At 70.3% G+C, this 25,600-nt stretch carries 22 protein-coding genes; 6 read left to right on the top strand and 16 right to left on the bottom strand.

The window, feature by feature from the left end; all coding sequences use genetic code 11:
- Nucleotides 1–5: 5 nt before the first annotated feature.
- From mnhG to AB0L71_RS08640, 6 genes are read right to left on the bottom strand one after another with little or no spacing between them, the layout of a single operon-like run.
- Complete coding sequence (mnhG, locus tag AB0L71_RS08665) at nucleotides 6–359, bottom strand: monovalent cation/H(+) antiporter subunit G (RefSeq protein ID WP_365239715.1); 354 nt, start codon at nucleotides 357–359, stop codon at nucleotides 6–8.
- Nucleotides 356–709, bottom strand: a complete 354-nt coding sequence (locus AB0L71_RS08660; protein ID WP_365239712.1) for a monovalent cation/H+ antiporter complex subunit F — start codon at nucleotides 707–709, stop codon at nucleotides 356–358. The genes mnhG and AB0L71_RS08660 overlap by 4 nt, the downstream gene beginning before the upstream one ends.
- Entirely contained in the window at nucleotides 706–1,329 is a 624-nt protein-coding gene (locus AB0L71_RS08655; protein ID WP_365239710.1) for a Na+/H+ antiporter subunit E, read from the bottom strand. The genes AB0L71_RS08660 and AB0L71_RS08655 overlap by 4 nt, the downstream gene beginning before the upstream one ends.
- The gene (locus tag AB0L71_RS08650; RefSeq protein WP_365239707.1) at nucleotides 1,326–2,981 is read right to left on the bottom strand and encodes a Na+/H+ antiporter subunit D; all 1,656 of its coding nucleotides are present in this window, start codon (nucleotides 2,979–2,981) and stop codon (nucleotides 1,326–1,328) included. Before AB0L71_RS08650 ends, AB0L71_RS08655 begins: the two co-directional genes overlap by 4 nt.
- Nucleotides 2,978–3,583, bottom strand: coding sequence for a Na(+)/H(+) antiporter subunit C (locus AB0L71_RS08645; protein ID WP_365239705.1), 606 nt, complete (start codon nucleotides 3,581–3,583; stop codon nucleotides 2,978–2,980). Before AB0L71_RS08645 ends, AB0L71_RS08650 begins: the two co-directional genes overlap by 4 nt.
- Nucleotides 3,580–6,507 carry a Na+/H+ antiporter subunit A gene (locus AB0L71_RS08640; protein ID WP_365239702.1) on the bottom strand — a complete coding sequence of 976 codons (2,928 nt, stop codon included), beginning with the start codon at nucleotides 6,505–6,507 and terminating at the stop codon, nucleotides 3,580–3,582. The genes AB0L71_RS08645 and AB0L71_RS08640 overlap by 4 nt, the downstream gene beginning before the upstream one ends.
- Nucleotides 6,508–6,893: 386 nt before the next feature.
- Between AB0L71_RS08640 and AB0L71_RS08635 the strand changes: the two genes are divergently transcribed.
- The 6 genes from AB0L71_RS08635 (at nucleotide 6,894) to AB0L71_RS08610 (ending at nucleotide 13,288) form a co-directional block, all read left to right on the top strand.
- The gene (locus AB0L71_RS08635; RefSeq protein ID WP_365239699.1) at nucleotides 6,894–9,707 is read left to right on the top strand and encodes a nitrate- and nitrite sensing domain-containing protein; all 2,814 of its coding nucleotides are present in this window, start codon (nucleotides 6,894–6,896) and stop codon (nucleotides 9,705–9,707) included.
- Nucleotides 9,704–10,141 (top strand): roadblock/LC7 domain-containing protein, encoded by a 438-nt coding sequence (locus AB0L71_RS08630; RefSeq protein ID WP_365239697.1) that lies wholly within the window; start codon nucleotides 9,704–9,706, stop codon nucleotides 10,139–10,141. Before AB0L71_RS08635 ends, AB0L71_RS08630 begins: the two co-directional genes overlap by 4 nt.
- A 44-nt stretch (nucleotides 10,142–10,185) precedes the next feature.
- Nucleotides 10,186–10,542 (top strand): DUF742 domain-containing protein, encoded by a 357-nt coding sequence (locus tag AB0L71_RS08625; RefSeq protein ID WP_365239805.1) that lies wholly within the window; start codon nucleotides 10,186–10,188, stop codon nucleotides 10,540–10,542.
- A gap of 6 nt (nucleotides 10,543–10,548) precedes the next feature.
- Complete coding sequence (locus AB0L71_RS08620) at nucleotides 10,549–11,118, top strand: ATP/GTP-binding protein (RefSeq protein ID WP_365239694.1); 570 nt, start codon at nucleotides 10,549–10,551, stop codon at nucleotides 11,116–11,118.
- A gap of 41 nt (nucleotides 11,119–11,159) precedes the next feature.
- Entirely contained in the window at nucleotides 11,160–12,293 is a 1,134-nt protein-coding gene (locus tag AB0L71_RS08615) for an FAD-dependent monooxygenase (protein WP_365239692.1), read from the top strand.
- A gap of 173 nt (nucleotides 12,294–12,466) precedes the next feature.
- Nucleotides 12,467–13,288: a GNAT family N-acetyltransferase gene (locus AB0L71_RS08610; RefSeq protein WP_365239689.1), complete on the top strand. Its 822-nt coding sequence runs from the start codon at nucleotides 12,467–12,469 to the stop codon at nucleotides 13,286–13,288.
- A 105-nt stretch (nucleotides 13,289–13,393) separates the two neighbouring features.
- On the opposite strand, the gene AB0L71_RS08605 is transcribed toward AB0L71_RS08610, so the two are convergent.
- From AB0L71_RS08605 to AB0L71_RS08560, 10 genes are all read right to left on the bottom strand, one after another.
- Nucleotides 13,394–14,806, bottom strand: a complete 1,413-nt coding sequence (locus AB0L71_RS08605) for an amino acid permease (RefSeq protein ID WP_365239686.1) — start codon at nucleotides 14,804–14,806, stop codon at nucleotides 13,394–13,396.
- 205 nt (nucleotides 14,807–15,011) lie between these two features.
- Complete coding sequence (gene argF, locus AB0L71_RS08600; RefSeq protein WP_365239685.1) at nucleotides 15,012–16,019, bottom strand: ornithine carbamoyltransferase; 1,008 nt, start codon at nucleotides 16,017–16,019, stop codon at nucleotides 15,012–15,014.
- A gap of 141 nt (nucleotides 16,020–16,160) precedes the next feature.
- Nucleotides 16,161–17,393: an arginine deiminase gene (locus AB0L71_RS08595; protein WP_365239682.1), complete on the bottom strand. Its 1,233-nt coding sequence runs from the start codon at nucleotides 17,391–17,393 to the stop codon at nucleotides 16,161–16,163.
- A 150-nt stretch (nucleotides 17,394–17,543) separates the two neighbouring features.
- Nucleotides 17,544–20,111, bottom strand: coding sequence for a polynucleotide kinase-phosphatase (locus tag AB0L71_RS08590; protein ID WP_365239679.1), 2,568 nt, complete (start codon nucleotides 20,109–20,111; stop codon nucleotides 17,544–17,546).
- Nucleotides 20,108–21,619, bottom strand: coding sequence for a 3' terminal RNA ribose 2'-O-methyltransferase Hen1 (locus AB0L71_RS08585; RefSeq protein WP_365239803.1), 1,512 nt, complete (start codon nucleotides 21,617–21,619; stop codon nucleotides 20,108–20,110). Before AB0L71_RS08585 ends, AB0L71_RS08590 begins: the two co-directional genes overlap by 4 nt.
- Nucleotides 21,620–21,671: 52 nt before the next feature.
- Nucleotides 21,672–22,637 (bottom strand): homocysteine S-methyltransferase, encoded by a 966-nt coding sequence (gene mmuM / locus AB0L71_RS08580; protein ID WP_365239676.1) that lies wholly within the window; start codon nucleotides 22,635–22,637, stop codon nucleotides 21,672–21,674.
- 234 nt (nucleotides 22,638–22,871) lie between these two features.
- Nucleotides 22,872–23,795: an LLM class F420-dependent oxidoreductase gene (locus AB0L71_RS08575; protein WP_365239673.1), complete on the bottom strand. Its 924-nt coding sequence runs from the start codon at nucleotides 23,793–23,795 to the stop codon at nucleotides 22,872–22,874.
- A gap of 30 nt (nucleotides 23,796–23,825) precedes the next feature.
- Nucleotides 23,826–24,368, bottom strand: a complete 543-nt coding sequence (locus AB0L71_RS08570) for a DUF6099 family protein (RefSeq protein ID WP_365239670.1) — start codon at nucleotides 24,366–24,368, stop codon at nucleotides 23,826–23,828.
- A 124-nt stretch (nucleotides 24,369–24,492) separates the two neighbouring features.
- Nucleotides 24,493–24,861, bottom strand: a complete 369-nt coding sequence (locus tag AB0L71_RS08565; RefSeq protein ID WP_365239667.1) for a nucleotide pyrophosphohydrolase — start codon at nucleotides 24,859–24,861, stop codon at nucleotides 24,493–24,495.
- A gap of 79 nt (nucleotides 24,862–24,940) precedes the next feature.
- The gene (locus tag AB0L71_RS08560) at nucleotides 24,941–25,330 is read right to left on the bottom strand and encodes a cell division protein SepF (RefSeq protein WP_365239664.1); all 390 of its coding nucleotides are present in this window, start codon (nucleotides 25,328–25,330) and stop codon (nucleotides 24,941–24,943) included.
- Nucleotides 25,331–25,600: the final 270 nt, after the last annotated feature.

Genomic DNA, 25,600 nt, shown 5'->3' with positions numbered 1-25,600 from the left:
ACCGGTCAGTTCCTCCTGGTCAGCTGCTCGTCCAGTTCGTCGAAGAGCAGTTCCGCGTGGTCGATCTGCCCGGTTCGGTAGGCGGATCGGGCCACCAGGTGGGCGGCGACCGGGCCGGTCATCATCTGGAAGAAGGCGATCAGCGTGAGGGTGGCGAGGTCCATGCCGCTGCGCAGTCGCAGGGCCACCCCGCCAAGGACGAGGATCATGCCGAGGGTCTGCGGTTTGGTGGCGGCGTGGCTGCGGGACAGCACGTCCGGCAGTCGCAGCATCCCGATCACCCCGAGCAGGCAGATGGCCGCGCCGGCGAAGACCAGTACCGCACCGGCCAGGTCGAGGATCTGGCGCCATGTGTTCACCGTGCTTCTCCCCCGGTGCCGTGGTGTCCGTCGTCTCTCCCGGTCGTCTCCGCGCCGTTCTTCGGCGACGGCCGGTCGCGTACCGCGATGAATCGCGCGATGCCGACCGAGCCCGTGAACCCGAGGAAGGCCAGCACCAGCATGATCGGGAAGTAGAACGGGTCGCGCGCGATGGCGGACTTGGCGCCGAGGCCGGCGATGATGAGGGCGGCGCCCACGTCCAGTGAGATGGCCCGGTCCAGCATGGAGGGTCCCGACCAGATCCGGACCAGGAGCGCCGCTCCGGCGACGACGATCAGTACGACGGCCGCGGTGAGCAGTCCTCGGTCGATGGTCTCGGGCAGGCTCATGCGTGTGCTCCCCTCTCGGGCCCGGCCGGTGGAGGTGGTTCGGCGACGCGGGCGATCTCGTCGGAGGTGCCGAAGGCGCGCACGATCAGCCGTTCGAGCCGCCAGACGGAGCGGCGCGCCGCGTCGAGCGCGGCCGGCTGGTCCGCGTCGAGGACGTGCAGGAAGACGGTGGACGTGGCGCGGCGTACCTCGACGATCGATCCGCCGGGCACGTTCGACACGGCGACGGCGGTGGCCGCGAGCATCAGGTCGGAGCGGCAGCGCAGCGGTACGGCGATGACGGCGGCCCGGTGCGGGTGGCCCACGAAGATCTGCCGGGTGACCCGTACGCCGGAGGTGTACATGTCGTAGAGCAGATAGCCGGTGAGCATCAGGATGCCCCACGGGTGCAGGCGGAGCCCGAGGTCGACCCGGGGCAGCGGGAAGGCGAGGCAGACGGCGACCGCCACGACGACGCCGGTCAGCACGTTCGCCAGGTGCAGGCTGGACCACAGCAGCACCCAGATGAAGGTGAGCCAGGCGATCAACGGGAGGTCCAGCACCCGTCCCCGTACGCCGAACTCGCAGCTGAACGGCGGCAGGTCCTTGTTCCGGAAAGTCAGCTTGAACGGGCGCCTCACCGGCCGAGCACCGCCTCGATGTAGGGGGCGCGCGCGAGGAGTTCAGCGGCCGAGCGGTCGGTGTACGAGGTGAGGGGTCCGGCGAAGACGGTGAAGGCGAGCCCGAGGGCGACGGCTGCCGCGGTGGCCGCGGTCATCGGCCGCGGCAGCTGTGTGGTGGTGGTGACGGCGTGTCCGTGCAGGGTGGCCGGGACCGCACGCCCGGCGGGCTGGTGGCGGGGGCGGACCGGTTCGTCACCGCTTCCGGGGATGTGGTCGGGGCCCTCGTCGATGTCCTCGTCCTCCTCCTCGGAGTCGGACTCCAGGACGGTGCCGTACGCGACCTGCCCGGGGGGTGCGGCCCGCCAGAACGCCAGGTTCCACACCTTGGCCATCACATACAGCGTGAGCAGGCCTGCCACGGCCGATCCGGCGACAAGGAGCCAGGCCCAGGCGCTTCCGTCGGCAACACCGGCCCGCATCAGCCCGAGTTTGCCGATGAATCCGGAGAGCGGCGGGATGCCGGCGAGGTTCATGGCGGGGATGAAGAAGAGGAGGGCGAGCAGCGGGGCGGCCTTGGCCAGTCCACCGGTGCGGGTGAGTTCGGTGGTACCGGTCCGGCGCTCGATCAGCCCTGCCACCAGGAAGAGGGTGGTCTGGATGGTGATGTGGTGGGCGACGTAGACGATCGCTCCGCCATACCCCTCGCGGGTGGCGAGGCCGATACCGAAGACCATGTAGCCGATGTGGCTGATGAGGGTGAAGGAGAGCAGGCGTTTCAGGTCGGTCTGGGCGACCGCTCCCAGGATGCCGATGATCATGGAGGCGAGTGCGGCGGCCATCAGCAGATCACCGAGCCGGTTGCCGGGGAAGAGCAGGGTCTCGGTGCGCAGCATGCAGTAGACACCGACTTTGGTGAGCAGACCGGCGAAGACCGCCGTGACGGGCGCGGGCGCGGTCGGGTACGAGTCGGGCAGCCAGGCGGCGAGGGGGAAGACGGCGGCCTTGATGGCGAAGACGGTGAGCAGCATCCCCTGGATCAGGGTCTGTACCCCGAGCGGGAGTGCGGCGAGCCGTCCGGCCAGCTGGGCGAAGTTGGCGGTGCCGGTCGCCGCGTAGGTCATGGCGATGGCGGTGAGGAAGAGCATCGAGGAGAACAGCGAGATGATCACGTAGGTGGAGCCCGCGCGGACGCGGGGTCCGGTGCCGCCGAGGGTGAGCAGGACGAAGCTGGCGACCAGCATGATCTCGAAGCCGACGTAGAGGTTGACGAGGTCTCCGGCGACGAACGTGCAGGAGACCCCGGCGACCAGGATCAGGTACGCGGGGTGGAAGACCGCCACGGGGGTCTCCTCGTCCCGGTCGGCCATGCCCTGTCCGAGGGAGTAGATCAGCACGCAGAGCGTGATGGCCGAGGAGACGGTCAGCATCAGCCCGGACAGCCGGTCGGCGACCAGGGTGATGCCGAGCGGGGGCGCGAAGTCGCCGAGGTGGACGACGAGCGGGCCGCGTATGTCGGCGACGATCATCAGGGTGACGGAGAGTCCGAGTACGGCGGTGAGCACGGCGACGCTGATGAGGCGCTGGACCTGCTTGAGCCGGGTACCGAAGGCGAGGCTCAGTCCGGTGGCGCAGAGCGGCAGCAGGACCGGCAGGGGTACGAGTGCGTTCATCCGGTGGCTCCCGGGTCGGTGTCGGCCGAGTGGGCCTGCTGCTGGGCGTAGTCCTCGGGGTCCGCGCCCAGTACGTCGTGCCAGAGGTCTCCGGTGGCGTACCGGCCCCGGGCCTGCAGGGCGCGGTCGGCGCGCAGCCTGGCCCGCAGGCGGCGGCGCTCCTCGCGGTAGCGGGCGCGGTCCTCGTCCGTGGCCTGGGGGGCGGCCCGGTAGCGTTCGCGCAGTTGGGCGCGCTCCCCGAGTACTTCGGCGCGCAGCACGATGCGGCGGTCCTCCTGGTCGTCGTGGACCTCGTCCGTGCCGTTCAGCTGATGGCTGCGGTAGGCCATGGCGAGGAGGAACGCGGTGGTGGCGAGGGTGATGACGATCGCCGTGAGGGCGATGGCCTGGGGCAGCGGGTCGGTGATCCGTGCCAGCGGGACGCCGTAGAGGAGCGGTTCCCGGCCCGCCGGTCCGCTCGCGGCGAGGACGAGCAGGTTGATTCCGTTGCCCGCGATCACGGCACCGAGCAGGATGCGGGTGAGCGGCCGGGTGAGCAGGAGGATGCCGCCGACCGCGCACAGCACCGAGGCGGTGGCCAGGAGCGAGAAGCTGACCGTCATCCGGGGGTGCCTCCCGTCCCGGGGGCCGTGCCCGGTGGTGGTGCGGTGCGGGCGGCGACCACCTTTTCGATCGCGGCTCGCTCGATCTGCCGGTCGATCTTGGCGCCGAGCGCACGCACGATGTCCAGCACCACGCCCAGGACCAGCAGATAGACGCCGAAGTCGAAAAGGACCGAGGTGCTCATGTGGAACTCACCGATCAGTGGCAGCCGGCCGTGGTAGGTCCAGGCGTGCAGGACCGTTCCGTCGATGAGTCCGAGCAGGGCGACGCCGGTGGAGATGAACAGGCCGAGGCCGGTGAAGAGTCCGGGCTGCAGCGGTGCGGCCTCGGCGAGTTCGAACCGGCCGCCCGCCAGGTAACGGGTGATCAGGGCGAGTCCGGCGACAAGCCCGCCGACGAAGCCTCCGCCCGGCATGTTCTCGGCGCAGAACAGCAGGTACACCGAGAGCACCAGGATCGGGTGGAACAGCAGTCGGGCCACGACCTCGAAGACGATCGAGCGGTGTTCGGGCGCGAGCGTGGAACCGGCCGCGAGCCAGCTGCGCTCCGGTGCGCCTTCGTCGCCCCGCGGCAGACGCGCCATCTCGCGGGCCGACAGCGACCAGGCGGTCTCTCCCTTCAACTCCTCCCGCAGCGACGCCTCCTCGGTGCGGCGGTGCAGGTAGATCAGGCTGGTCACCCCGATCGCCGCCGCCGCGAGCACGGCGGACTCCCCCATCGTGTCCCAGGCACGCAGGTCGACCAGGATGGTGGCCACGACGTCCTTGAGTCCGTGGTGGGCGGTCTCCTCCACCATGGCCGCACCGGCCGGATCCGCCGTGCGGGCCGCGGCCGCGACCCAGACCACCACGCCGAGCGTCGCCGCCGCGGCCAGCGCCACGGGAATGCGTGCGACCCGCCGCCAGGTGCTGACGGACTCCTGGAAGCGGACCGGCATCCGCCGGAGTACCAGCACGAACACGATCATGGACACCGTCTCGACGCAGAACTGGGTGAGGGCCAGGTCCGGGCCGCCCTGGACGACGAAGAGCAGCGCCGCGCCGTATCCGGTCAGCCCGGCCAGGACCACGGCCTTCATCCGGCGTCTGACGGTGAGACAGAGAAGGGCGGCCGCGCAGGTCAGCACGGCGACGGCGCCCTGCAGCGGGACGTCCCAGAGCACCGGGAGGACCGCCCCGTGCCAGGGCCGGTCCGTGACGAGGACGGCGAGCTGCCCGGCCAGCATCACCAGCAGGGTGGTGGCGAGGTAGACGGTGAGCGAGCCGCGCTGGACGATGCCGGTGAGCTGGAGGGAGAACCTCTCCAGACCGAGCAGCAGGTGTCCGAAGACGCTGTCGGCGGTCGGCCAGGCGATTCTCCGGGAGAGCCGGGTGACGTCCGTGTGCGCGAGGAAGAGCACCACGCCGCCCGCCAGGGCGACGGCGGAGAGCAGCAGGGCGGTCCCGAAACCGTGCCAGAGCGAGAGGTGGTAGGGGTGCGCGGGCGGAGGGAAGGTGTCCGCGTACGCGCTCAACAGCCGCTCGGTCCATCCGACGCCCGGGCCCAGCACCAGCCCGCAGAGCGCGAGCAGGGCCGGCGGGGCGAGGAAGGCCGCACCGACGTGGTGGACCGGGGTTTTCTCGACCCCGGGTTTGCGCGCGAAGGCGCCCCATACGAATCGCAGGGTGTACGCGACGGTCAGCGCCGAACCGGCGACCGTGACGCCCAGGGCCCAGCGGTCCGCGGTGTCTCCGTGCAGCAGCGCCTCGAACGCGGCCTCCTTCGCGGCGAACCCGAGCAGTGGGGGCAGGGCGGCCATGGATGCCGCTGCCACCACCGCGACGGCGCAGACATGCGGCAGTTCCCGGGCGAGACCGGAGAGCCTGCGCAGATCGCGGGTGCCGGCCGCGTGGTCGACGATGCCGGTGACGAGGAACAGCGAGGCCTTGAACAGGGCATGGGCCAGGATCATGACGGTGGCGGCCAGTGCCGTGTCCCGGTTGCCGGCACCGGCGAGCAGGATGAGGAAACCGAGCTGGCTGACGGTTCCGTAGGCGAGGACGAGCTTGAGATCGTGCAGGCGCAGCGCCCGCCAGCCGCCCAGCAGCATCGTGGCGGCGCCAAGGATGATCACGACCGGGCGCCAGATCGGCACGTCCGCGAAGCCGGGGGCCAGCCTGGCGACCAGGTAGACGCCGGCCTTCACCATCGCGGCGGCGTGCAGATAGGCGCTGACGGGGGTCGGTGCGGCCATGGCGTTCGGCAGCCAGAGGCTGAACGGCCAGATCGCCGACTTCGACAGGGCCCCGGCCAGGATCAGCACCACGGCGACCGAGACGGCGAGGCTCGCTCCGGGCGGGTCGGCGACGATGGCGGAGATCCGGTACGTTCCTGCCGCCTGACCGATGATCAGGAAGCCGACGAGCATCGCCAGGCCGCCGAGCGTCGTCACGGTGAGCGCCTGGAGCGCGGAACGACGGCTGTGTTTCTGCTCGCTGTCGTACCCGATCAGCAGGAACGAGAAGACCGTGGTCAGCTCCCAGAACACATAGAGCGAGATCAGGTCGTCGGCGAGGACCAGAGCGAGCATCGCGCCCGCGAAAGCCAGGAGGTTCCCGGCAAATCCGGCCAGTCTCGGGCTTTCCCGGGTGAAGTAGGAACCGCAGTACAGCAGGACCAGCATGCCGATTCCGGCGGCGAGCAGCACCATGAGCTCGGCGAGCGCGTCGAGCCGCAGATCGACCTCGACGCCGTACGCCGGCATCCACTGCCACGACCAGGTGACCGCGCCGCCGGACGCCATGGCGTCCCACTGCGTGGCCGCCCACACGGTGGTGGCGGCCGGCGGCAGCGCGAGCACGACGAACGCGCGGCTGCCCAGGGCCCGTACGAGCGGACGTGCACAGGCGGCCAGGACGAAGTGACAGACGATGAGCGCGGTCATACGGGCCCGGGGAGCATCCCGCGCCCAGCCCGGTCAGATCCCGGAGCTTGAGGTGACGCATGACGGAGAAAGAGCACTAAATACAGATATATCGCCGATCGCATTTCACCCATACGGCGCGCCGCGCCCGAGTCGGGCAGCTGACACCAACCCGCTCCATCACCCGAAACGGACCGGAATGGACATCTCCGGATCTTGGTGGAGGAGCCGCGCCTGATCGGTGATGCACATGTGAGCCCACTTTCTTTGGCATTTCACAGTGTGACTAATATCTACGCGTCGGAGTTCTTAAAGGATTTGACCAGTCGTGAGGCTGGCATCACGTCAAGGAGCACGCCCTGCTCACGCGCGCCTCACGGCGGACCAAGCGGACCAAGTCGTCCACCATGTCGCTACGGACGGCCCTGCTCGTACTCGCCGTCGTCCCCGGCGTCGCCCTGGCCGCCCTCTGGGCCGTCACCAGTGGCCAGACGCTGGCGGACTTCCAACAGCAGGCATCCCAGGGGCAGTTGGCCGAAAAGGCTGGCCAGCCGTCCAACATCGTGTACTACAACCTGCAGGAGGAGCGTCGGCTCAGCGCCGAGGCGCTGGCCCGCCACCAGGGCGCCACCGACGCGCTGAAGCAGCAGCGCAAGAAGACCGACGAGGCGGTCGAGAGCTTCCTGGCCCTGTCCGACGTGACGACCGGCGACGCCCCCGCCGAGGTCAAGGACGCGGTCACCCGGGCACGTGACGCGATCAACCAACTGTCCACCCAGCGCGCCCTGGTCGACGAGGGCGGCAAGAACCAGCAGAAGGTCGTGTACGGCTACTACACGGACCTGATCGCGGTCGACCTCGAACTCTTCACGTCGCTCAGCCACGTCAAGAACGGCGAGATCACCACCATCTCGCAGCCGCTGGTCGACCTCTTCTGGGCCAAGGAGATGATCTCCCGCTCGGACGCCCTGCTGTCGCGGGGCTGGTTCGAAGGGAAGCTGAGCACCGAGGACCTGAAGGAGGTCCGGGAGTCCGTCTCCGGCCAGTCGCTCCAGTACACCAACAAGGTCACCCCCTATCTGTCCTCGGACGAGAAGGCCATGTGGGAGGAGATCACCCGCAGTTCGGCCTGGAAGACGAAGACCCGGGTGGAGAACGAGGTGCTGCGCCCGGCCGACGCCGACAGCGCCGGATTCGTGCAGCTCCAGGCCAAGGAGAAGACCTGGCGCGGCGCGATGGACGACATCAACCCGCGGATCGAGAAGCTGCTGGAGCACCGCACCGACGTCGTGGTCACGCAGGGCCTGGACAGCACGATGTCCATGCTGTACCAGATGTTGGTCACCACGGTCATCGGCCTGGTCGCCGTGATCGCCGTCATCTGGACCACCTGGCGCCTCACCCGCAATCTCCGCCGCCGGATCGGCGCCCTGCAGGAACGGGCCGAGGAGCTGGAGAAGGCTCTGCCCGATGTCGTCGAGCGGCTCGGAAAGGGCGAGCGCATCGACGTCGAGGCCGAGGCCCGCGCGATCGAGCACGACAGCAAGGACGGCAAGTCCGACGAGCTGACCCGGCTCGGCGACGCGCTCAACCTGGCGCGCACCAGTGCGCTGGGGGCAGCCGTCAAACAGGCCGACCAGCACCGCGGCTTCGAGCGGCTGCTCCAGCGGATCGCCCGCCGTACCCAGCAGTTGATCGGCCAGCAGCTGAAGAAGCTGGACGAGCTGGAGCGCAAGCACGAGGATCCCGAGGTGCTCGACGGCCTCTTCGACCTCGACCACCTCACTGCCCGCCTGCGGCGGTACGAGGAGAACCTGGTGATCCTCGCGGGCGGCTCCCCGCACCGGCGCTGGCGCAAGCCCGTTCCGCTGCTGGACGTCATGCGCTCCGCCCAGGGCGAGGTGCAGGACTACCGGCGCGTGGTGCTGGATCTCGACGGCAGCCCCTGGCTGTCCGAGCGGGCCGTCGGCCCGGTCTCGCACGTGCTGGCCGAACTCATCGAGAACGCGCTCAGCTTCTCCCGGCCGCCGAGCCCCGTCGAGGTCAAGGCCGCCCAGGTGATCCGCGGTCTGGTCATCGAGGTCGAGGACCGCGGCCTGGGGATGGACGAGGAGCAGCTGGCCGCGGCCAACGAGCTGATGACCCGGCCGCCCCGGATGGACGTGCTGGCCCACGCCGACGACATCCGGCTCGGTCTCTACGTGATCGCGCGCCTCGCCGACCAGTACGACCTGAGGGTGGAGTTCCGTTCCTCAGCGTACGGCGGCACCCGGGTGGTCGTGCTTGTGCCGGACACACTCACCGTCCCGGCACCGCAGTCCGGCCCGGTCGGCGTGCCCTCCCTGTCGGCGGTCCCGGACGCGGCCCCGGCGGCAGCCCCCGCGGCGGCCCCGGCAGCCGGTGACGCGCTGCCCACCCGCGTACAGGGTCAGGCGCTGGCCGATGTCACCGCGCTGAACACGGCGGGCGCCTCCTACGAGGCGTCGGAGCAGGAACGACCGTCGTACCAGGACGCCGGCAGCACGTTCACGGACGTCCAGGAACAGCACCCGGCGGCTCCGGAGAACACGGTTCCGGTGCCGGACGAGCCCTACGAGACGTCCACGCCGTCCTATGCCGCACCGGCCGCGCCGTACTCCCCGTACCCGGCCCCGTACGACACCCCCGAGCAGCCGTACATGACGGCCGCCGGCCAGTACCCGGTGGACCAGTCGCCGTACCAGGCCGCGCAGCAGCCCTACGCGACGCCCGGCGAGCCGTATTCCGACCCCGGGCACGGGTACGCCGCTCCGGCCGGCGCCGGATCCCCGGGCCTCCCGATCCCCGGGCCCCGCCAGTCCGACCACGAGACCACGCGGGCCGCGCAGCTCTCGGTGTCCGTGCCCGACCACCCCGCGCCGCCGGAGCCGGACGCCCTCCTCGCACCCAGCGGATCCGACCGGCCGGCCACGCCCGCACCCTCCTCGGAACCCCCGCTGCCGCGCCGCGTACGGCAGGCCAGCCTGGTGGACGAACTGCGGATCGGTCCGACCACTCCGACCGTCGCGCCGACCCCGCCCCGTGGGGACACCTCCACGCCACGACCCGCACCGCGCCGGGCCGGGGCCGCCATCGGAGCCTTCCAGCGCCGGTCCCGCGCAGCCCGCGCGACCACCGAGGTACCGAAGCAGCCCACCTCGTCGCCCGCCACCCCCCTTCCCACGAGAGAAGAACGGTCATGACACGCACAACCGCCACCCACCAGGATCTCGACTGGCTGCTCGACGGCCTGGTGGACTCGGTGGCCGAGACCCGGAACGCCGTCCTGCTCTCCGACGACGGTCTGGTGGTGAGCCACTCGCGCACCATCGAGCGTGCCGACGCCGAACGGCTGGCCGCCATCTGCACCGGCCAGCAGAGCCTGGCCCGCGGCGTCGGCCAGCTCTTCGGCGGCGGCGGCGTGCACCAGGTGATCGTCGAACTGGCGGACCTCTGGCTCTTCATCATCTCGGCCGGGCAGGGTAGTCACCTGGCCGTGATCGCCTCCCAGGAGGTGGACGCCGAGATCATGTCGCTGGCCATGCACAACCTGGTCCAGCAGGTCGGGCAGAAGCTCGGCACCCCGGCCCGTGCCGAGTTCGACGCCTTCGGCACCGGGGACGGGCGGCACGCGTGACCCCGCACTGGGAGGAGGAGGCCGACGAGGACGGAGCGGGCACGATGGTGCGCCCGTACACCATCACCCGGGGCCGAACCGCTCCCGAGCGGGACGACTTCACCCTCATCACCGTGCTCACGACGGTGCAGGACCCGCGGAACGAGCACGGTGCGCCGATCCTGCCGGGGCGGCTCCAGCCCGAGCACCGGCTGATCCTGGACCGCTGCCGCCGCCCGTCCGCGGTCGCCGAGGTCTCGTCCGACCTCGGACTGCCGGTGTCGGTGACCAAGATCCTGCTGGCCGACCTCGTCGCCCATGGCCTGCTGCTGGCCCGCGCCCCGCTCTCGGTGGCGCGGGTGGCCGGCGGAGCGAACATGGGTGTGCTGGCCGCCGTTCGTGACGGACTCCGGAGACTCTGAATCAAGATGACAAGCAGTCAGGCGGCACCTGCCGCCGTCAAGATCCTCATCGCCGGAGGTTTCGGCGTCGGCAAGACCACCCTGGTGAGCGCGGTCAGCGAAGTCACGCCGCTGCGCACCGAGGAGTATCTGACCAAGGCCAGCATCGGCGTCGACGACCTGGCAGGCGTCGGCCAGAAGGACACGACCACCGTGGCTCTGGACTTCGGCCGGATCACGGTCAGTTCCGAGCTGGTGGTCTACCTCTTCGGCACCCCCGGCCAGGAACGCTTCTGGTTCATGTGGAACGACCTGGTGAACGGGGCGCTCGGCGGCGTGGTGATCGCCGACACCCGCAGGCTGGAGACGAGCTTCGCCTCGATCGACTTCTTCGAGAGCCGGAAGATTCCGTTCGTGGTCGCGATCAACTGCTTCCACGGCCAAAACAGCCGTACCGCGGAAGAGGTCAGGACCGCACTGGACCTGGACCCGCATGTGCCGCTGCTGGTCGGCGACGTCCGTGAGCGGACGTTCAGCCGGGACGTGCTGCTGGCTCTCGTGGATCACCTGATGAGCCTGCCGGTCGCGGCCGGCTGACCGCCCGTTCCCCCATATTTTTTGCTCTGGAGAGTTCTGAGATGGCATCACCCCTGCGTGTTCTGATCCACGGCGGCGGAATCGGCGGGCTCACGCTCGCCACCGCGCTGGCCCGGCGCGGCCACCACGTGGAGGTCGCCGAGATCCGCGACGAGGTGGAGGCGCTCGGCGTCGGCATCATCCAGCCGTCCAACGCCCTGCACGTCATGCGGGAGATCGGGGTGCTCGACGCATGCCTCCGGGCGGGCTTCGAGTGGGAGATCCTGACGATCGCCGACCCGACGGGCAACACGCTCGCCGAGATACCGCAGCCGCGCATGGACGACGCTCCGCCCAACAACGGCATCCCCCGCCCCGCCCTGGCCGGGCTGCTGAACGCCGCCGCCGTCGACGCCGGAGCCGTCATCCGCTTCGGAACCACCATCACCGAGCTGACCGACGACGGCACCGGCGTGGACGTCACCCTCTCCGACGGTTCCACCGGCCGCTGGGACCTGGTGGTCGGCTTCGACGGCATCGGTTCACCGCTGCGCACCCGGCTGTACGGGGACCGCTACGTCCCCGAGTACACCGGCTTCGCCAACTGGCGGGTGACGGTGCCCCGGCAGCCCCAGGTGCGAGGTGTGGTGATGGGCACCGCGGGCCAGGACGCCAAGGCGCTGCTCACCCCGATCACCGAGGAACTGATGTACCTGGGTGCGGTGTTCGCGGAGCCCGAGGACTTCCGTCCGGACCCGGAGCGGGCCCATGAGCAGCTCAAGGAGCGGCTGACGATGTTCTCCGGGCCGATTGCCGAGGCGCTCGCCACGGTCACCGACCCTGCCTCGGTGGTGTACTCGCGGATCTCCCAGGTGACGGTCGAGGACGCGTGGCACGTCGGCCGGGTGGTGCTCGCCGGTGACGCGGCCCACGCGTCCACCCCGCACCTCGCCCAGGGAGCGGCGATGGCCGTCGAGGACGCACTGGTGCTCGCCCAGTCGCTGGACGCCGAGTCCGATGTGGCCGCGGCCCTCAAGGCCTGGGAGGACCGCCGCCGTCCGCGCGCCATGTGGGTGCAGGCCGTGTCGCGTGCGGTGCTCAAGCAGGAGACGGGCACGCCGACCACGCCCGAGGAGGACGAGCTGCTGAAGATCGGCATCCCCGGCGCGGCCCATGTGCTGGTGAAGCCCTACTGATCGACGCGGCACCGCACGGCGGGAGCTGCCCCGCATCGGCCGGACCCGGCACGCCCGGGTCCGGCCGATGCGTCACCGGCTCCACCGCCACCCCGTCGCTCCCCGACGCGCATGCCTGGACGGCCCCCGGAAATCCGGATGAGGTGTGCCGTCCGCATCCGACAGGATGAGGCATGACCTGGACCTTCACCGAAGACGTCGATGTCTTTCTCGACGCGGCCGGCGCCTCGCTGGACGCGTCCCCCGCGGAGAACACCTTGGTGCTGACCGTCACCGCGACCCTGCGACGCCATGGCCCGCACGCCTACGGCGACGCCGCACCGCTGCTGGGCTGGTGGCGCGGGGCGGACGACGAGGTCGCCGGGACGCTGGTGCAGACCCCGCCGTATCCGCCCGTACTGGGGACCATGGCCCCCGAGGCGGTCGGTCCGCTGGCCGCGGCGCTCCCCCTGACCAAGGTGAACGCCGACCGGGCCACCGCCGAGGCGCTGGCCGCCCTCTGGCCCGGTCACCGGGTCGAGCAGGAGCAGCGGCTCTACCGGCTGGAGGAACTCGTTCCGCCCTCCCCCGCACCCCCGGGGCGGCCCCGGACCGCCACCGCCGCCGACCGGGAGCTGCTGGTGCACTGGCATCGCGCCTTCGCCGATGAGGTCGGTCAGCCCGGTACGCATGTGGAACGGATGGTGGACGAGCGGACGGCATCCGGCGGACTGACGCTCTGGGAGGACGACGGGGTGCCGGTGTCGATGGCGGGCAACACCACTCGGATCGCCGGCACGGTGCGAGTCATGACGGTGTACACGCCAGTCGAGTACCGCGGTCGCGGCTACGCGGCGGCGGTGACGGCGGAGGTCAGCCAGGCGGCGCGGGAGGCGGGCGCACGGGAGGTGCTGCTCTTCACCGACCTCGCGAATCCGACCAGCAACGGCGTGTACCGGCGCATCGGTTACCGGGCGCTCTCGGACCGGCTGCTGATCAGCGCGCAGAAGAAGTGACGAACCGCCCGCAGCCGCCTGGTGCGTGGCTGCGGGCGGGGTTCCGCGCCGGCGGCCGGGGCCTGTACGGCTGACCGCCCGTCCCGTCGTCGGCGGCGGGGCGCGTCACGGCTCGTCGACCGCGGCCAGACGGGAGTGGCGGCGGCCGTACAGGGCGTACACCGCCACGCCGACGATCAGGAAGCCGGCGAACTGCACCCAGGTCACCCAGCCCGTGCCGTACATCAGGTAGACGCAGAAGGCGATGCCCAGGATCGGGCTCAGCGGGTAGAGCGGTACCCGGAACGAGCCCGTCACCTCCGGGTTCCGGCGGCGCAGCACGATGACCACGATGTTCACCACGACCATGATGGCCAGCGTGCCGATGGTCGTCAGATTGACCACGCGTTCCAGCGACGAGAAGGCCGCCAGGACCGCGAAGACGACTGCCACGATCCAGGTGTTGGCGACCGGCGTCGACGTCCGCGGGGAGACCCGTTCGAAGACGCGCGGGACCAGGCCGTCGCGGGACATCGACATCAGGATGCGGGTCTGCCCGTACAGCGTCGCGAGTACGACGGATGCGATCGCGACGACCGCGCCGAAGGCGATGATTCCGCCGCCGACGGTCGAGTCGGTGACCTGGTCGACGACGATCGAGAGGGCGGCGGGCCGGTGGCCGACGGCCTCCGGGCCGAGTGCTCCGATGGCCGCGAGCGCGACGGCGCAGTAGAGCAGGGTGACCAGGCCGATGCAGACCATGATCGCGATCGGGACGTTCCGCCGCGGGTTCCTGACCTCTTCCCCCGCGGTGGTGATGGCGTCGAAGCCGATGTACGAGAAGAACGCCAGCGACGCCCCGGCAGTGACCCCGCCCGCCCCGTGGGAAACGAAGGGCGTGAGGTTCCCGTGCTCGTAGGCGGTGAAGGCGATGACGCAAAACACGATGAGGATGGCGATCTTGAGGACGGCCATCGCCGTGGTCGCGCCCGCGCTCTCACGCACACCGCGTACCAGCAGCATGGCGGCCATCATGACCACCAGGACCGCGGGCAGGTTGATCACTCCGCCGTCGCCGGGCCCCGCCGAGAGGGCCGCGGGCAGCTGCCATCCGAACAGGCTGTTCAGCAGCTCGTTGACATACTGGCTCCAGCCGACGGCGACCGCGGAGACCGCGACGCCGTACTCCAGCAACAGACACCAGCCGACGAGGAACGCGATGCGCTCGCCGAGGGTGGCGTAGGCGAAGGAGTAGGAACTGCCGGAGACCGGGATCGCGCTGCCGAGTTCAGCGAAGGAGAACGCGGTGAAGACGCAGGTGATCGCGGCGAGCAGGAAGGACAGCACGACCGCGGGGCCCGCCTCGGCGACGCTGTCCGAGAGGCCGACGAAGATGCCGGTGCCGACGACGGCGCCGATCCCGAAGCACACCAGCTGGAAGAGCCCCATGGTGCGCTTGAGGCCGTGTCCCTCCAGGTCGGCGCCGGACTCGGCGATCAGCTGGTGCGGGCTCTTGATGCGCGCGCCGGAAGGGCGCATGGAGCTCTGTGGGCGCAACGGACTCAACGGGACGTCTCTTCTCTGGTGGAGCAGTGGGGGATGTTCCGGGGCCCGTGGGGAGCTCCGGGGAGGGGTCCGGCATGAAAGTGGGGTTCGAGCGTGCGAGCCCGAACCCCACCCCGAGGCGACGGATCAGTCGCCTGCGCGCATGTTCACCCGATGTGGGTGCTTGTTCCTGCTGCGATCAGCCCGCGGCTGCCATCGTCGCGACCATGACGGCCTTGATCGTGTGCAGGCGGTTCTCGGCCTCGTCGAAGACGACCGAGTGCGCGGACTCGAAGACCTCGTCGGTGACCTCCAGCTCGGTGAGTCCGTAGGTGGCCTCGATCTCGCGCCCGACCTTGGTGCCGAGGTCGTGGAAGGCCGGGAGGCAGTGCAGGAACTTCACGTCGGCGTTGCCGGTGGCGCGCAGGACGTCCATGGTCACGGCATACGGGGCGAGGGTCTCGATGCGCTCGGCCCAGACCTCCTTGGGCTCGCCCATGGAGACCCAGACGTCGGTGGCGACGAAGTCCGCACCCTGGACGCCCTCGGCGATGTTCTCGGTGAGGGTCACGGTCGCGCCGCTCGTCTCGGCCAGCCTGCGGGCCTCGGTGACGATCTCCTCGGCCGGCCAGTACGACCTGGGCGCGACGATCCGCACGTCCATGCCCAGCAGCGCGCCCGTGACCAGGTACGAGTTGCCCATGTTGAAGCGGGCGTCACCGAGGTACGCGAAGGCGATCCGCTCCAGCGGCTTCTCGCTGTGCTCGATCATGGTGAGGACGTCGGCGAGCATCTGGGTCGGGTGCCAGTCGTCGGTGAGCCCGTTGAAGACCGGCACACCGCCGTACACCGCCAGGTCCTCGACGGCCGCCTGGCTGTCGCCGCGGTACTCGATGCCGTCGAACATGCGGCCGAGGACGCGAGCCGTGTCCTTCACCGACTCCTTGTGCCCCAGCTGCGAGCCGAGCGGGTCGAGGTAGGTCGTGGACGCGCCCTGGTCGGCAGCGGCCACCTCGAAGGCGCAGCGGGTGCGGGTCGAGGTCTTCTCGAAGATCAGCGCGATGTTCTTGCCACGCAGTCGCTGCACCTCGGTCCCCGACTTCTTGGCCGCCTTGAGCTCGGCAGCGAGGTCGATCAGGCCGCGGAACTCCTCGGCCGTGAAGTCCAGCTCCTTGAGGAAGTGGCGGCCTGCGAGGTCTATGGCCATGGGACTGCTCCTGGATCGGGTGAGGCTCACACATACGGACCATGGAAGTCTATACGAAGCTATGCATCGCTATACATGCCGTCCACCGTTGCCCCACGTGTGGCGCTGTGTCGTCGTGCGCCGCGGCACGGATCGCGGGCCTCAGACCGGGTCACGCACCACGGGGCAGCTCATGCAGCGAGGGCCGCCCCGACCCCGGCCGAGTTCGCTGCCAGGGATCTCGATGACCTCGATGCCTTCCTTGCGCAGATGGGTGTTGGTGGTGGCGTTGCGCTCGTACGCGACGACGACACCCGGCTCGACGGCCAGCACGTTGCAGCCGTCGTCCCACTGCTCGCGCTGGGCGGCGTGCACATCCTGGACGGCCGTGAGGACCCGGATCGAGTCCAGGCCGAGAGCGTGGGCGATCGCGGTGTGCATCTGCTCGGGCGGATGGTCGGTGACCTTCAGGTCCTTCGGCCCCTCGCCGGGCTCGATGGTGTACGAGCGGAGCATGCCCAGGCCCGCGTACTGGGTGAAGGTGTCGCCGTCGACCATCGTCATGACCGTGTCGAGGTGCATGAACGCACGGTGCTTGGGCATGTCGAGTGCCACGATCGTGTGCGCCGACCCGGCGTCGAACAGGCGGCGGGCCAGCATCTCCACCGCCTGCGGGGCGGTGCGTTCGCTCATCCCGATGAGTACGGCACCGTGGCCGATGACCAGCACGTCGCCGCCCTCGATGGTGGAGGGGTAGTCCTCCTGCCCCTCCGACCAGAGGTGGAAGACACCCGCGTCGGGGCCGGTGAAGAGCGGGTGGTGGCGGTAGATCGCCTCGAAGTGGACCGTCTCGCGCTGCCGGGCCGGCCACCGCATCGCGTTGATCGACACCCCGTCGTATATCCAGGCCGAGGTGTCCCGGGTGAAGAGATGGTTCGGCAACGGGTCGAGCAGGAAGTCGTCCAGGTCCATGACCCGGAAGCGGACCGAGGTCGGCTCGCTGCTGCGCTCCAGGAACTCCCGCTTGGTCATCCCGCCGACCAGCGCCTCGGCCAGCTCGGTGCCGGGCAACTTCTCGAAGGCGGCGCGCAGATGCTCGGTGGCGAGCGGCCCGTACTCCTTCTCCGTGAAGACCCGGTCCAGGACGAGCCGTCTGGCCACCGGAATCTCCAGCGCTTCCCGGAGCAGATCACCGAAGAGATGCACCTCCACTCCCCGGTCGCGCAGCACATCCGCGAAGCCGTCGTGCTCCTGACGGGCGCGGCGGACCCAGAGCACGTCGTCGAAGAGGAGCGCGTCCTTGTTGCCCGGAGTGAGCCGCTTCAGTTCCAGATCGGGACGGTGCAGGATGACGCGGCGCAGCCGCCCGGACTCGGAGTCGACATGGAATCCCATGCGTCCATCCTCACCACGGGCGGCGCCGTTCACCCGGTGAATCGCCAGCGGATTTCCCGTTGATCCCCTCGGAAGATCCGCCGGCGCCCGCACGGCGCGGCACGGTGCCGCGGCATGCGGGCCCGGCGCGATCCGACCGGCGGGGCGTGGTCAGAGTCTCGGGTCGACCGGCTCCGACTCCAGCGCCAGCACCGCGAACACCGCCTCGTGGACCCGCCACAGCGGCTCGCCCTCGGCGAGCCGGTCCAGCGCTTCGAGCCCCAGCGCGTACTCCCGGAGCGCCAACGACCGCTTGTGGCCGAGGAATCGGCCGCGCAGCCGCTCCAGGTTCTCCGGGCGGGTGTACTCGGGCCCGTAGATGATCCGGAGGTACTCCCGGCCGCGTACCTTGATGCCCGGCTGGACCAGCCTGCCCCTGTCGTCCCGCACGAGCGCGGCAAGCGGCTTGACGACCATGCCCTCGCCGCCGCGGCCGGTCATCTCCAGCCACCAGTCGATGCCGGAGCGCACCGATGCCTCGTCGCCGGTGTCGACGACCAGCCGACGGGTGACCTGGAGCAGCCCGGTCGGGTCGTGCTCGACCAGCCGGTCTATCCAGGCCAGTTGCTCATCGTGCGGTACGGAGGCCAGCGAACGGCCCTGCACGGCCAGGATCTGGAACGGTGCGAGGCGCACCCCGTCCAGGCCCTGGGTGCTCCAGCAGTAGCGGCGGTAGGCCTCGGTGAACGCGGCCGCGTCCTCGGCGCGCCCCCGCTGACGCTCCGCGAGAGCGCCCACGTCCACCCCACGGGCCCTCGCTGCCGCAAGCGCAGCTTCGGCCTCCGGGAGGACGGCTCCGGCGGCGGCGCCGACCGCGCCGTACTGGGAGCGCAGCAGCCCTGCCGCCTTCAGCGACCACGGCATCAGCTCGGCGTCGAGCAGGACCCAGTCGGTGGCCCACTCCTCCCAGAGCCCGGCGGCGGTGACGGCGGTGCGCAGTCTGCCGAGGATCACCTCGGTGAGTGCGACATCGTCGAGGAACGGCCTTCCGGTGCGGGTGTACAGCGCCCCGGTGGGCCCTCCCCCGCCTGCGCGGGAGAGGTCCGGTGCGCCGAACCGTTCGCGGGCGGCGGCCGCATCCCGGCAGACCAGCGCCACCGCACGCGATCCCATGTGCTTCTCCTCGCACACGACCTCGGTGACGCCGTCCGCCCGGTACTGGGCGAAGGCCTCGGCCGGGTGCTCCAGGTAGCCGTCCTCGTGCGAGGTGGCGGTGGGTGCCATGGTGGGCGGAAGGTAGCCGAGCAGCCGCGGGTCCACGGCGAACCGGCTCATCACTTCGAGCGCCGCCGCGGCGTTCTCCTCGCGGACCGAGATGCGGCCCATGTGCCGGGTCTCCACGATCCGGCGGCCGTGCACATCGGCGAGGTCCAGCGGGCGGCCTTCCCTGCCCCCGGGTGCCTCGGTGGTCAGCGGCTTGGCCGGCTCGTACCAGACCTTCTCGGCCGGTACGTCGACGAGTTCGCGCTCCGGCCAGCGCAGCGCGGTCATCCTCCCGCCGAACACGGCGCCGGTGTCCAGGCAGATGGTGTTGTTGATCCAGGAGGCGCGGGGCACCGGCGTGTGGCCGTAGACCACGGCGGCACGTCCGCGGTACTCCTCCGCCCACGGGTAGCGCACGGGCAGGCCGAACTCGTCGGTCTCGCCGGTGGTGTCCCCGTAGAGCGCGTGCGAGCGGACCCGGCCGGAGGTGCGTCCGTGGTACTTCTCGGGAAGTCCGGCGTGGCAGACGACGAGCTTGCCCCCGTCGAGCACGTAGTGGCTGACGAGTCCATCGACGAACTCCTGCACCTGGCCCCGGAAGGCGGGGTCCTTCTCCTCCTCCCGGTCCAGCTGCTCGATGGTCTCGGCGAGACCATGGGTGTGCTGGACCTTGCGGCCCTTGAGGTAGCGGCCCAGCTTGTTCTCGTGGTTGCCGGGCACGCACAGGGCGTTGCCCGCCGCCACCATGGACATGACGCGGCGCAGTACGCCGGGGCTGTCCGGGCCCCGGTCCACGAGGTCGCCGACGAAGACCGCCGTCCGTCCTTCGGGGTGCGCGCCGTCGACGTAACCGAGTCTGCCGAGCAGGGCTTCGAGTTCTCCGCTGCAGCCGTGGACGTCACCGATGATGTCGAAGGGTCCGCCGAGGTGGCGCAGATCGTTGTAGCGGCGCTCCCGCACCACTTCAGCATGCTCCGCCTCCTCCTCGGAGTGCAGGATGTGCACCTTGCGGAAGCCCTCGCGCTCCAGTCCGCGCAGTGAGCGGCGCAGTTCTCGGCGCTGACGCTGGATGACACGGCGCGGCATGTCGGCGCGGTCGCGGCGAACCGCGTTACGGGCGACGCAGATCTCCTCGGGCAGGTCGAGGACGATGGCGATGGGGAGTACGTCGTGGCTCCTGGCCAGGTCGACCAGCTGTTTGCGGCTCTCGGGCTGGACGCTGGTGGCGTCCACGACGGTCAGGCGGCCGGCGGCGAGCCGCTTGCCCACGATGGTGTGGAGGACGTCGAAGGCGTCCCGGCTGGCGCTCTGGTCGTTCTCGTCGTCGGCGACCAGTCCGCGGCAGAAGTCCGAGGAGACGACCTCCGTGGGCTTGAAGTGCCTGCGGGCGAAGGTGGACTTGCCGGAACCGCTGGCTCCGACGAGGACCACGAGGGAGAGGTCGGTCACCGGCAGGGTGAGCGAGGTACTGGTCATGCGGCGGTCGCCTCCTTCTTCGTCTTGTTCTCGGTCGTCTTCCCGGCCGTCTTCCCGTTCCTGTCGGCCGCGGTCATCGTGAACACCGCCATCTGCGTGGGCGGTCCCACCTCGGGGTCCTCGGGCCCCACCTGGACGAAGTCGACCTCGTATCCATGCCGCTGTGCCACTTCCCGGGCCCAGCCCTGGAACTCGGCCCTGGTCCACTCGAACCGGTGGTCTCCATGGCGCACCTGCCCGGCCGGAAGACTCTCCCAGCGGACGTTGTACTCGACGTTCGGCGTCGTTACGATCACGGTCCGCGGCCGGGCGGAACCGAACACGGCGTACTCCAGCGCGGGCAGCCTCGGCAGGTCGAGGTGCTCGATGACCTCGCTCAGCACCGCGGCGTCGTAGCCCTTGAGTCTCTTGTCGGTGTAGGTGAGCGAACCCTGCTGGAGGGTGACCCGTCCGGCCTGCCGCTCCCCCATCCGGTCCAGCTTCAGCCGCCGTGAGGCCAGGGTGAGGGCACGCATGGAGACATCGACCCCGACGATCTCCGTGAAGCCCACGCCCTTCAGCAGTTCCTGCACCAACTGCCCCTGACCGCAGCCCAGGTCGAGGACCCGGCTCGCCCCGGCGGCACGCAGCGCGGTGAGGATCGCCGTGCGGCGCTGCACGGCGAGCGGCACGGGCCTCTCCTCGGTGTCGGCCGTCTCGTCCACCGCGTTGTCGATGCTCTCGACGTCGAGGTCGTCCGACTCGGCGAGCCGCACCAGTTCGAGCCGCTGCATCGCCTCCCGGGTCAGCCCCCGGCGCCGGGACAGATAACGGCTGGTGATCAGGGTCTGTTCGGGGTGGTTGGCCAGCCAGCCCTCACCGGCCCGCAACAGCTTGTCCACCTCGTCCGGCGCGACCCAGTAGTGCTTGGCGTCGTCGAGCACCGGCAGCAGGACGTACAGCTGCCGCAGGGCATCCACCAGCCGCAACTCGCCCTGCAGCACCAGCCGTACGTACCGCGAGTCCCCCCACTCCGGGAACTGCGCGTCCAGCGGAAGGGTCACGGCGTCCACGGTCGTCCAGCCGAGCGGACCGAAGAGCCTGCGTACCAGTTCCACTCCGCCGCGTGCCGGCAGTGCGGGCACCTCGATCCGCAGCGGAAGCGGCTCCTGTGCACGTTCGGGCAGGGCGCGGCACACACCGCTCAGCGCGGTCTTGAAGACCGTGCTCAGCGCCACGGAGAGCAGCGAGGAGGCCGCGTACGGGCGGTCGTTGACGTACTGGGCGAGCGCCGCGTCGGGAGCGCCGCCCCGGCCCTTTCCCTTGCCGCGCCGCACCAGCGCGACAGGATCCACCTCCAGCAGGAGCGCCGCCGTGCAGCGCTCGGCAGATGCCTCGGGATAGAAGACATGCGCGGTGCCATGGGATGTGGAGAACGCCTGCGCCTTCTCGGGATGCTTGTGCAGCAGAAAGCCGAGATCGGTTGCTGGGCGGTCCGGATTGCCGGTGGTGGTGATGGTCAGGAACACACGCCCGATTATGGTCTGCGTCACTCTCACCTCTCCAGACATTTTCGTGTGTCTACGGCTCTGCGGGCCCTCCCTTCCCTTCGCCCTCCGGGGTGCTTTCGAGCAGCCCGGCCAGCTCCGAGATGCTCTCCGGTCCGACCCGGCAGCAGCCGCCCACCAGCCGGGCCCCGGCGTCCTGCCAGGACCGCACTCTCCCCGGATCGAACGTGGGCTCGCCGACCCACTTCCGGCCGCCGGTGTCCCACCGCTCGCCGCTGTTCGGATAGACGACGACCGGCTTGCCGGCCACCTGGGCCGCCACCCGTACCGCGCGGTCCGCGTCCACCGGATCGCAGCAGTTCACCCCGACCGCCAGCACACCCTCGTGCCCCGCGGCGAGCGCGAACGCCGCCTCCAGCGGCTGCCCCGCCCTGGTCCTGTCCCCCTGCACGCTGTACGAGAGCCAGACGGGCAGCCCGCACCCCTCGACCGCCCCCAGCAACGCCTCGGCCTCGTCGATGTCCGGCACCGTCTCCAACGCCAGCGCATCGGGCCCCGCCGCGGCCAGCGCCTCCACCCGCGGCCGGTGGAACCGCGCCAGCTCCCGGACGGAGAGCCCGTAGCGGCCCCGGTACTCGCTGCCGTCCGCCAGCATGGCGCCGTACGGGCCGACCGAGGCCGCCACCCAGACGTCCCGCTCCACCGATGCCCCGGCCCGCCGCGCCAGCCGCACACTGCGGACGAACAGCTCCGCCGCCCGGGCCCGTCCGATCCCCCGCCGCCCGAACCCCTCGAAGCTCGCCTGGTAGCTGGCCGTGATCAGCACCTGCGCACCGGCCCGCACATAAGCCGTATGAGCGGCCTCGATCTGTCCCGGCCCATCGGCCAGCAATCGGGCCGACCACAGCGCGTCGGACAGATCGCAGCCTTGCGCCTCCAGTTGGTTGGAGAGGCCGCCGTCGAGCAGGACCGTCCCCTCCGAGACGGCCCGGTCGAGCGCACGCGCGGGCGGACCGTTGACCGATCGGACGGCTTGCACGGGTGACTCCCTCCTGTGCTGGGGATCGGCCAGGCCTCGACCGGCCCCTGTCGAACGGTGAACAGGCCCTGGGTCGGGTCGACCAGGTCCTGTCGTGGTCCTGGGCGGGTGGTCAGGACCCCACATCGGCGGGACCGAGCCGGGACCGTACCTGCTTCGGGTGGGCCGCAACCGTTCCCGGCTCAGGTGGGCCGGAACCGTTCCCGGCTCAGGTGGGCCGGAACCGTTCCCGGCTCAGCCGAGCTGGGACTGGACCTGGGAGGAGATCAGCTCCAGATGTTCCAGATCGTCGAGATCCAGGATCTGGAGGTAGATCCGGGACGACCCGATCGCGCCGTACCTCCCGATCTTGTCGACCACCTCGGCGGGCGAACCCGCGAGGCCGTTCGCCTTCAGCTCCGCCACCTCACGGCCGATGGCGGAGGCACGCCGCGCGACCTCGGCGTCGTTCCTGCCGACACAGACCACCAGGGCGTTGGAGTACACGAGGTCGTCCGGTCCGCGGCCGGCCGCCTGGGCCGCCTCCCGGACCCGGCCGAACTGCTTCTCGCTGTCCTCCAACGACGCGAAGGGAATGTTGAACTCGTCCGCGTAGGCGGCTGCCAGCCGCGGTGTCCGCTTCGTGCCGTGACCACCGATCAGGACGGGCACCTTCGCCTGCGTCGGCTTGGGCAGCGCGGGTGAGTCGGTCAGCTGGTAGTACCTGCCGTCGAAACTGAACGTCTGGCCGCCCTCCGTCGCCCAGAGCCCGGTGACGATGGCCAGTTGCTCCTCGAGCCTGCCGAACTTCTCCTTGGGGAACGGAATGCCGTACGCCCTGTGCTCCTGCTCGAACCAGCCCGCGCCCAGACCGAGCTCGACGCGACCACCGGACATCTGGTCGACCTGTGCGACCTGGATGGCGAGCACGCCGGGCAGCCGGAAGGTCCCCGCGGTCATCAGCGTGCCGAGCCGAATCCGCTTGGTCTCGCGCGCCAGCCCGGCCAGGGTGATCCACGCGTCGGTCGGGCCGGGCAGCCCGTCCCCCGGCCCCATCCGCAGATAGTGGTCGGAGCGGTAGAAGGCGTCGAAGCCGAGATCCTCGGCGGCCTTGGCGACGGTGAGCAGGGTGTCGTAGTCGGCCCCTTGCTGGGGCTCGGTGAAGATTCGAAGATCCATGCCCCCATCCTGCACCTCCCGGCGTCTGCGTCATGGTCCCGGCGAGCCCGCCGCCGAGCCCGCCGGTCCGCGGACCGTGCCGTAGCGGTGGTCGCGCTCGCCTTCCCGCTCCATGTCCTGCCGCCGCTCCCGGTCCCGCTCGTCGAGTCGCCGCAGCATTCCGTGCACCCGGTCCAAGGACTCGTCGGCTGCGTCGATCGCCTCCATGCACTGCCAGTAGAGCCCCTGCTCATCGGTCTCGCAGGCCACCCCGACCAGCGCCATCCCCACTTCCCCGAGCAACGCGCCCAGCCCCGTCAGCGCCGCCCGTGGTTCGCCGACCCCGGTGAGTTGCACCGCCCTCGCGACGGAGGCTCGCGCCGCCGGATGCTCCAACGGCCCCCCGCTTCTTCCGCCGATCTCGCTGAGCCCGCGCGCCTCTGCCCGTAATTCCTTGGGCCCGTCCACCGCCAGCCGACTGCCGATCGCCTGGGCCAGCACCTGGGCCTGCCACGCCTCGGCGATGATGTCCGGTGTGCCGCGACTCTGCGCCAGAGCACGTCGACCGACGCCCACCAGCCGCTCCGCGTCCATGCGTTACCCCCGTCCGTACGAAAAGCCGCTCACCTCATTCATTACCCAGAGTGAGGGAACGGGCACCGAAAAGCCAGAGGAATTCGGAAATCTGTGGACACCAGGTCGACTGTGGATATTTTGATCACTCCGAAGAGTGACGATGTCGATCCTCAGGGCTGTCCGGACGGCCCGGCGCCGGGAATCGGGTCTCATTTCTGTCGATCTTGTCCGCCAGTGCCGCCAGCGCATCGATCCCCAACACCTCGCAGAACTGGAGCAGATACGCCAGAACGTCCGCGACCTCGTCAGCGACCCGATGCGCCGTCTCGGGCGCGTCCATCACCCGCGCCGACTGCTCCGGCGTCAACCACTGGAAGATTTCGACGAGTTCGGAGGCCTCGACGCTCAGGGCCGCCGCCAGGTTCTTCGGGGTGTGGTACTTCTCCCAGCCTCGCGCGGCCGCGAAAGCGGCGAGCCGTTGCTGGAGGGCACGTACATCGAGTTCTGTCACGGTCCCAGGTCTACCACCGTCACCCCGGCGGCCCCCCGGGCCCGTACCGCCCCGGCCGGCCACAGGTCCGGCGGCGTTCCTACGAACCGGGTACCACCGCCGCCGCGGCCCCCTCGACCTCCATGCCGGCCGGCGACAGCAGGAAGACGTTCCGGTCGACCCGGTGCATTCCGCTGCCCAGGCCGAAGACCACCCCACTGGCGAAGTCCAGGATGCGTTTGGCCACGTCCGGCTCCGCGCTGGTCAGATCGAGCAGCACCGGCACCTGTGCGACCAGGTGCTCCGCCACCTCCCGCGCGTCCGCGAACACCTGGACCCGGAGCACGACAAGCCTCCGCTGTTCGGCTTTCGCGCTCTCGTCGGGGACCGTGCGGTGATCGACCCTGGACGGCCACTCGTTGCGGCCGCGCAGGGGTACGACCTGGGCAAGCCCCTCCCACTGCTCGTCCGTGACGTCGTACCTGCTCACCGGACCACCCCGTCTGTGCTTCGGTCGGCGTTGCGCTCGCTGTTCATCAGGCAATTCTCTCGCCCATCACCCGTTCGGCGTACCAGCGACACGGCTCACGGGCCGATCGGCGCAAAGGAACCAGCACGTCGGACGAGTCATCGGCGCGGCGGGCACACTCTCATCGCCGCCACGGCGACTGCGCCGGCGATCACCGCCACGATCCGTCCCACGGCGCTGCCGCATCTCGCGTGCCGGATCGGCCCTCCGGCCGAAGCGGCCGTGGGAGCT

Origin of the sequence: Streptomyces sp. NPDC052052, assembly GCF_040680455.1 — a bacterium.
Taxonomy (GTDB): domain Bacteria; phylum Actinomycetota; class Actinomycetes; order Streptomycetales; family Streptomycetaceae; genus Streptomyces.
Note: the sequence above shows the minus strand (reverse complement) of the source record. Positions and strands in the feature narration are given on the sequence as shown.

Bases quoted from the DNA above. Each gene is read 5' to 3' on its own strand.
- AB0L71_RS08590 (WP_365239679.1), bottom strand. From the start codon at position 20,111: ATGACCAGTACCTCGCTCACCCTGCCGGTGACCGACCTCTCCCTCGTG.
- AB0L71_RS08630 (WP_365239697.1), top strand. From the start codon at position 9,704: ATGACACGCACAACCGCCACCCACCAGGATCTCGACTGGCTGCTCGAC.
- AB0L71_RS08640 (WP_365239702.1), bottom strand. From the start codon at position 6,507: ATGACCGCGCTCATCGTCTGTCACTTCGTCCTGGCCGCCTGTGCACGT.
- AB0L71_RS08625 (WP_365239805.1), top strand. From the start codon at position 10,186: ATGGTGCGCCCGTACACCATCACCCGGGGCCGAACCGCTCCCGAGCGG.
- AB0L71_RS08660 (WP_365239712.1), bottom strand. From the start codon at position 709: ATGAGCCTGCCCGAGACCATCGACCGAGGACTGCTCACCGCGGCCGTC.
- AB0L71_RS08645 (WP_365239705.1), bottom strand. From the start codon at position 3,583: ATGACGGTCAGCTTCTCGCTCCTGGCCACCGCCTCGGTGCTGTGCGCG.
- AB0L71_RS08570 (WP_365239670.1), bottom strand. From the start codon at position 24,368: ATGGACGCGGAGCGGCTGGTGGGCGTCGGTCGACGTGCTCTGGCGCAG.
- AB0L71_RS08575 (WP_365239673.1), bottom strand. From the start codon at position 23,795: ATGGATCTTCGAATCTTCACCGAGCCCCAGCAAGGGGCCGACTACGAC.
- AB0L71_RS08595 (WP_365239682.1), bottom strand. From the start codon at position 17,393: ATGGGATTCCATGTCGACTCCGAGTCCGGGCGGCTGCGCCGCGTCATC.
- AB0L71_RS08650 (WP_365239707.1), bottom strand. From the start codon at position 2,981: ATGAACGCACTCGTACCCCTGCCGGTCCTGCTGCCGCTCTGCGCCACC.
- AB0L71_RS08610 (WP_365239689.1), top strand. From the start codon at position 12,467: ATGACCTGGACCTTCACCGAAGACGTCGATGTCTTTCTCGACGCGGCC.
- AB0L71_RS08620 (WP_365239694.1), top strand. From the start codon at position 10,549: ATGACAAGCAGTCAGGCGGCACCTGCCGCCGTCAAGATCCTCATCGCC.
- AB0L71_RS08605 (WP_365239686.1), bottom strand. From the start codon at position 14,806: ATGCGCCCTTCCGGCGCGCGCATCAAGAGCCCGCACCAGCTGATCGCC.
- AB0L71_RS08635 (WP_365239699.1), top strand. From the start codon at position 6,894: ATGTCGCTACGGACGGCCCTGCTCGTACTCGCCGTCGTCCCCGGCGTC.
- argF (WP_365239685.1), bottom strand. From the start codon at position 16,019: ATGGCCATAGACCTCGCAGGCCGCCACTTCCTCAAGGAGCTGGACTTC.
- AB0L71_RS08615 (WP_365239692.1), top strand. From the start codon at position 11,160: ATGGCATCACCCCTGCGTGTTCTGATCCACGGCGGCGGAATCGGCGGG.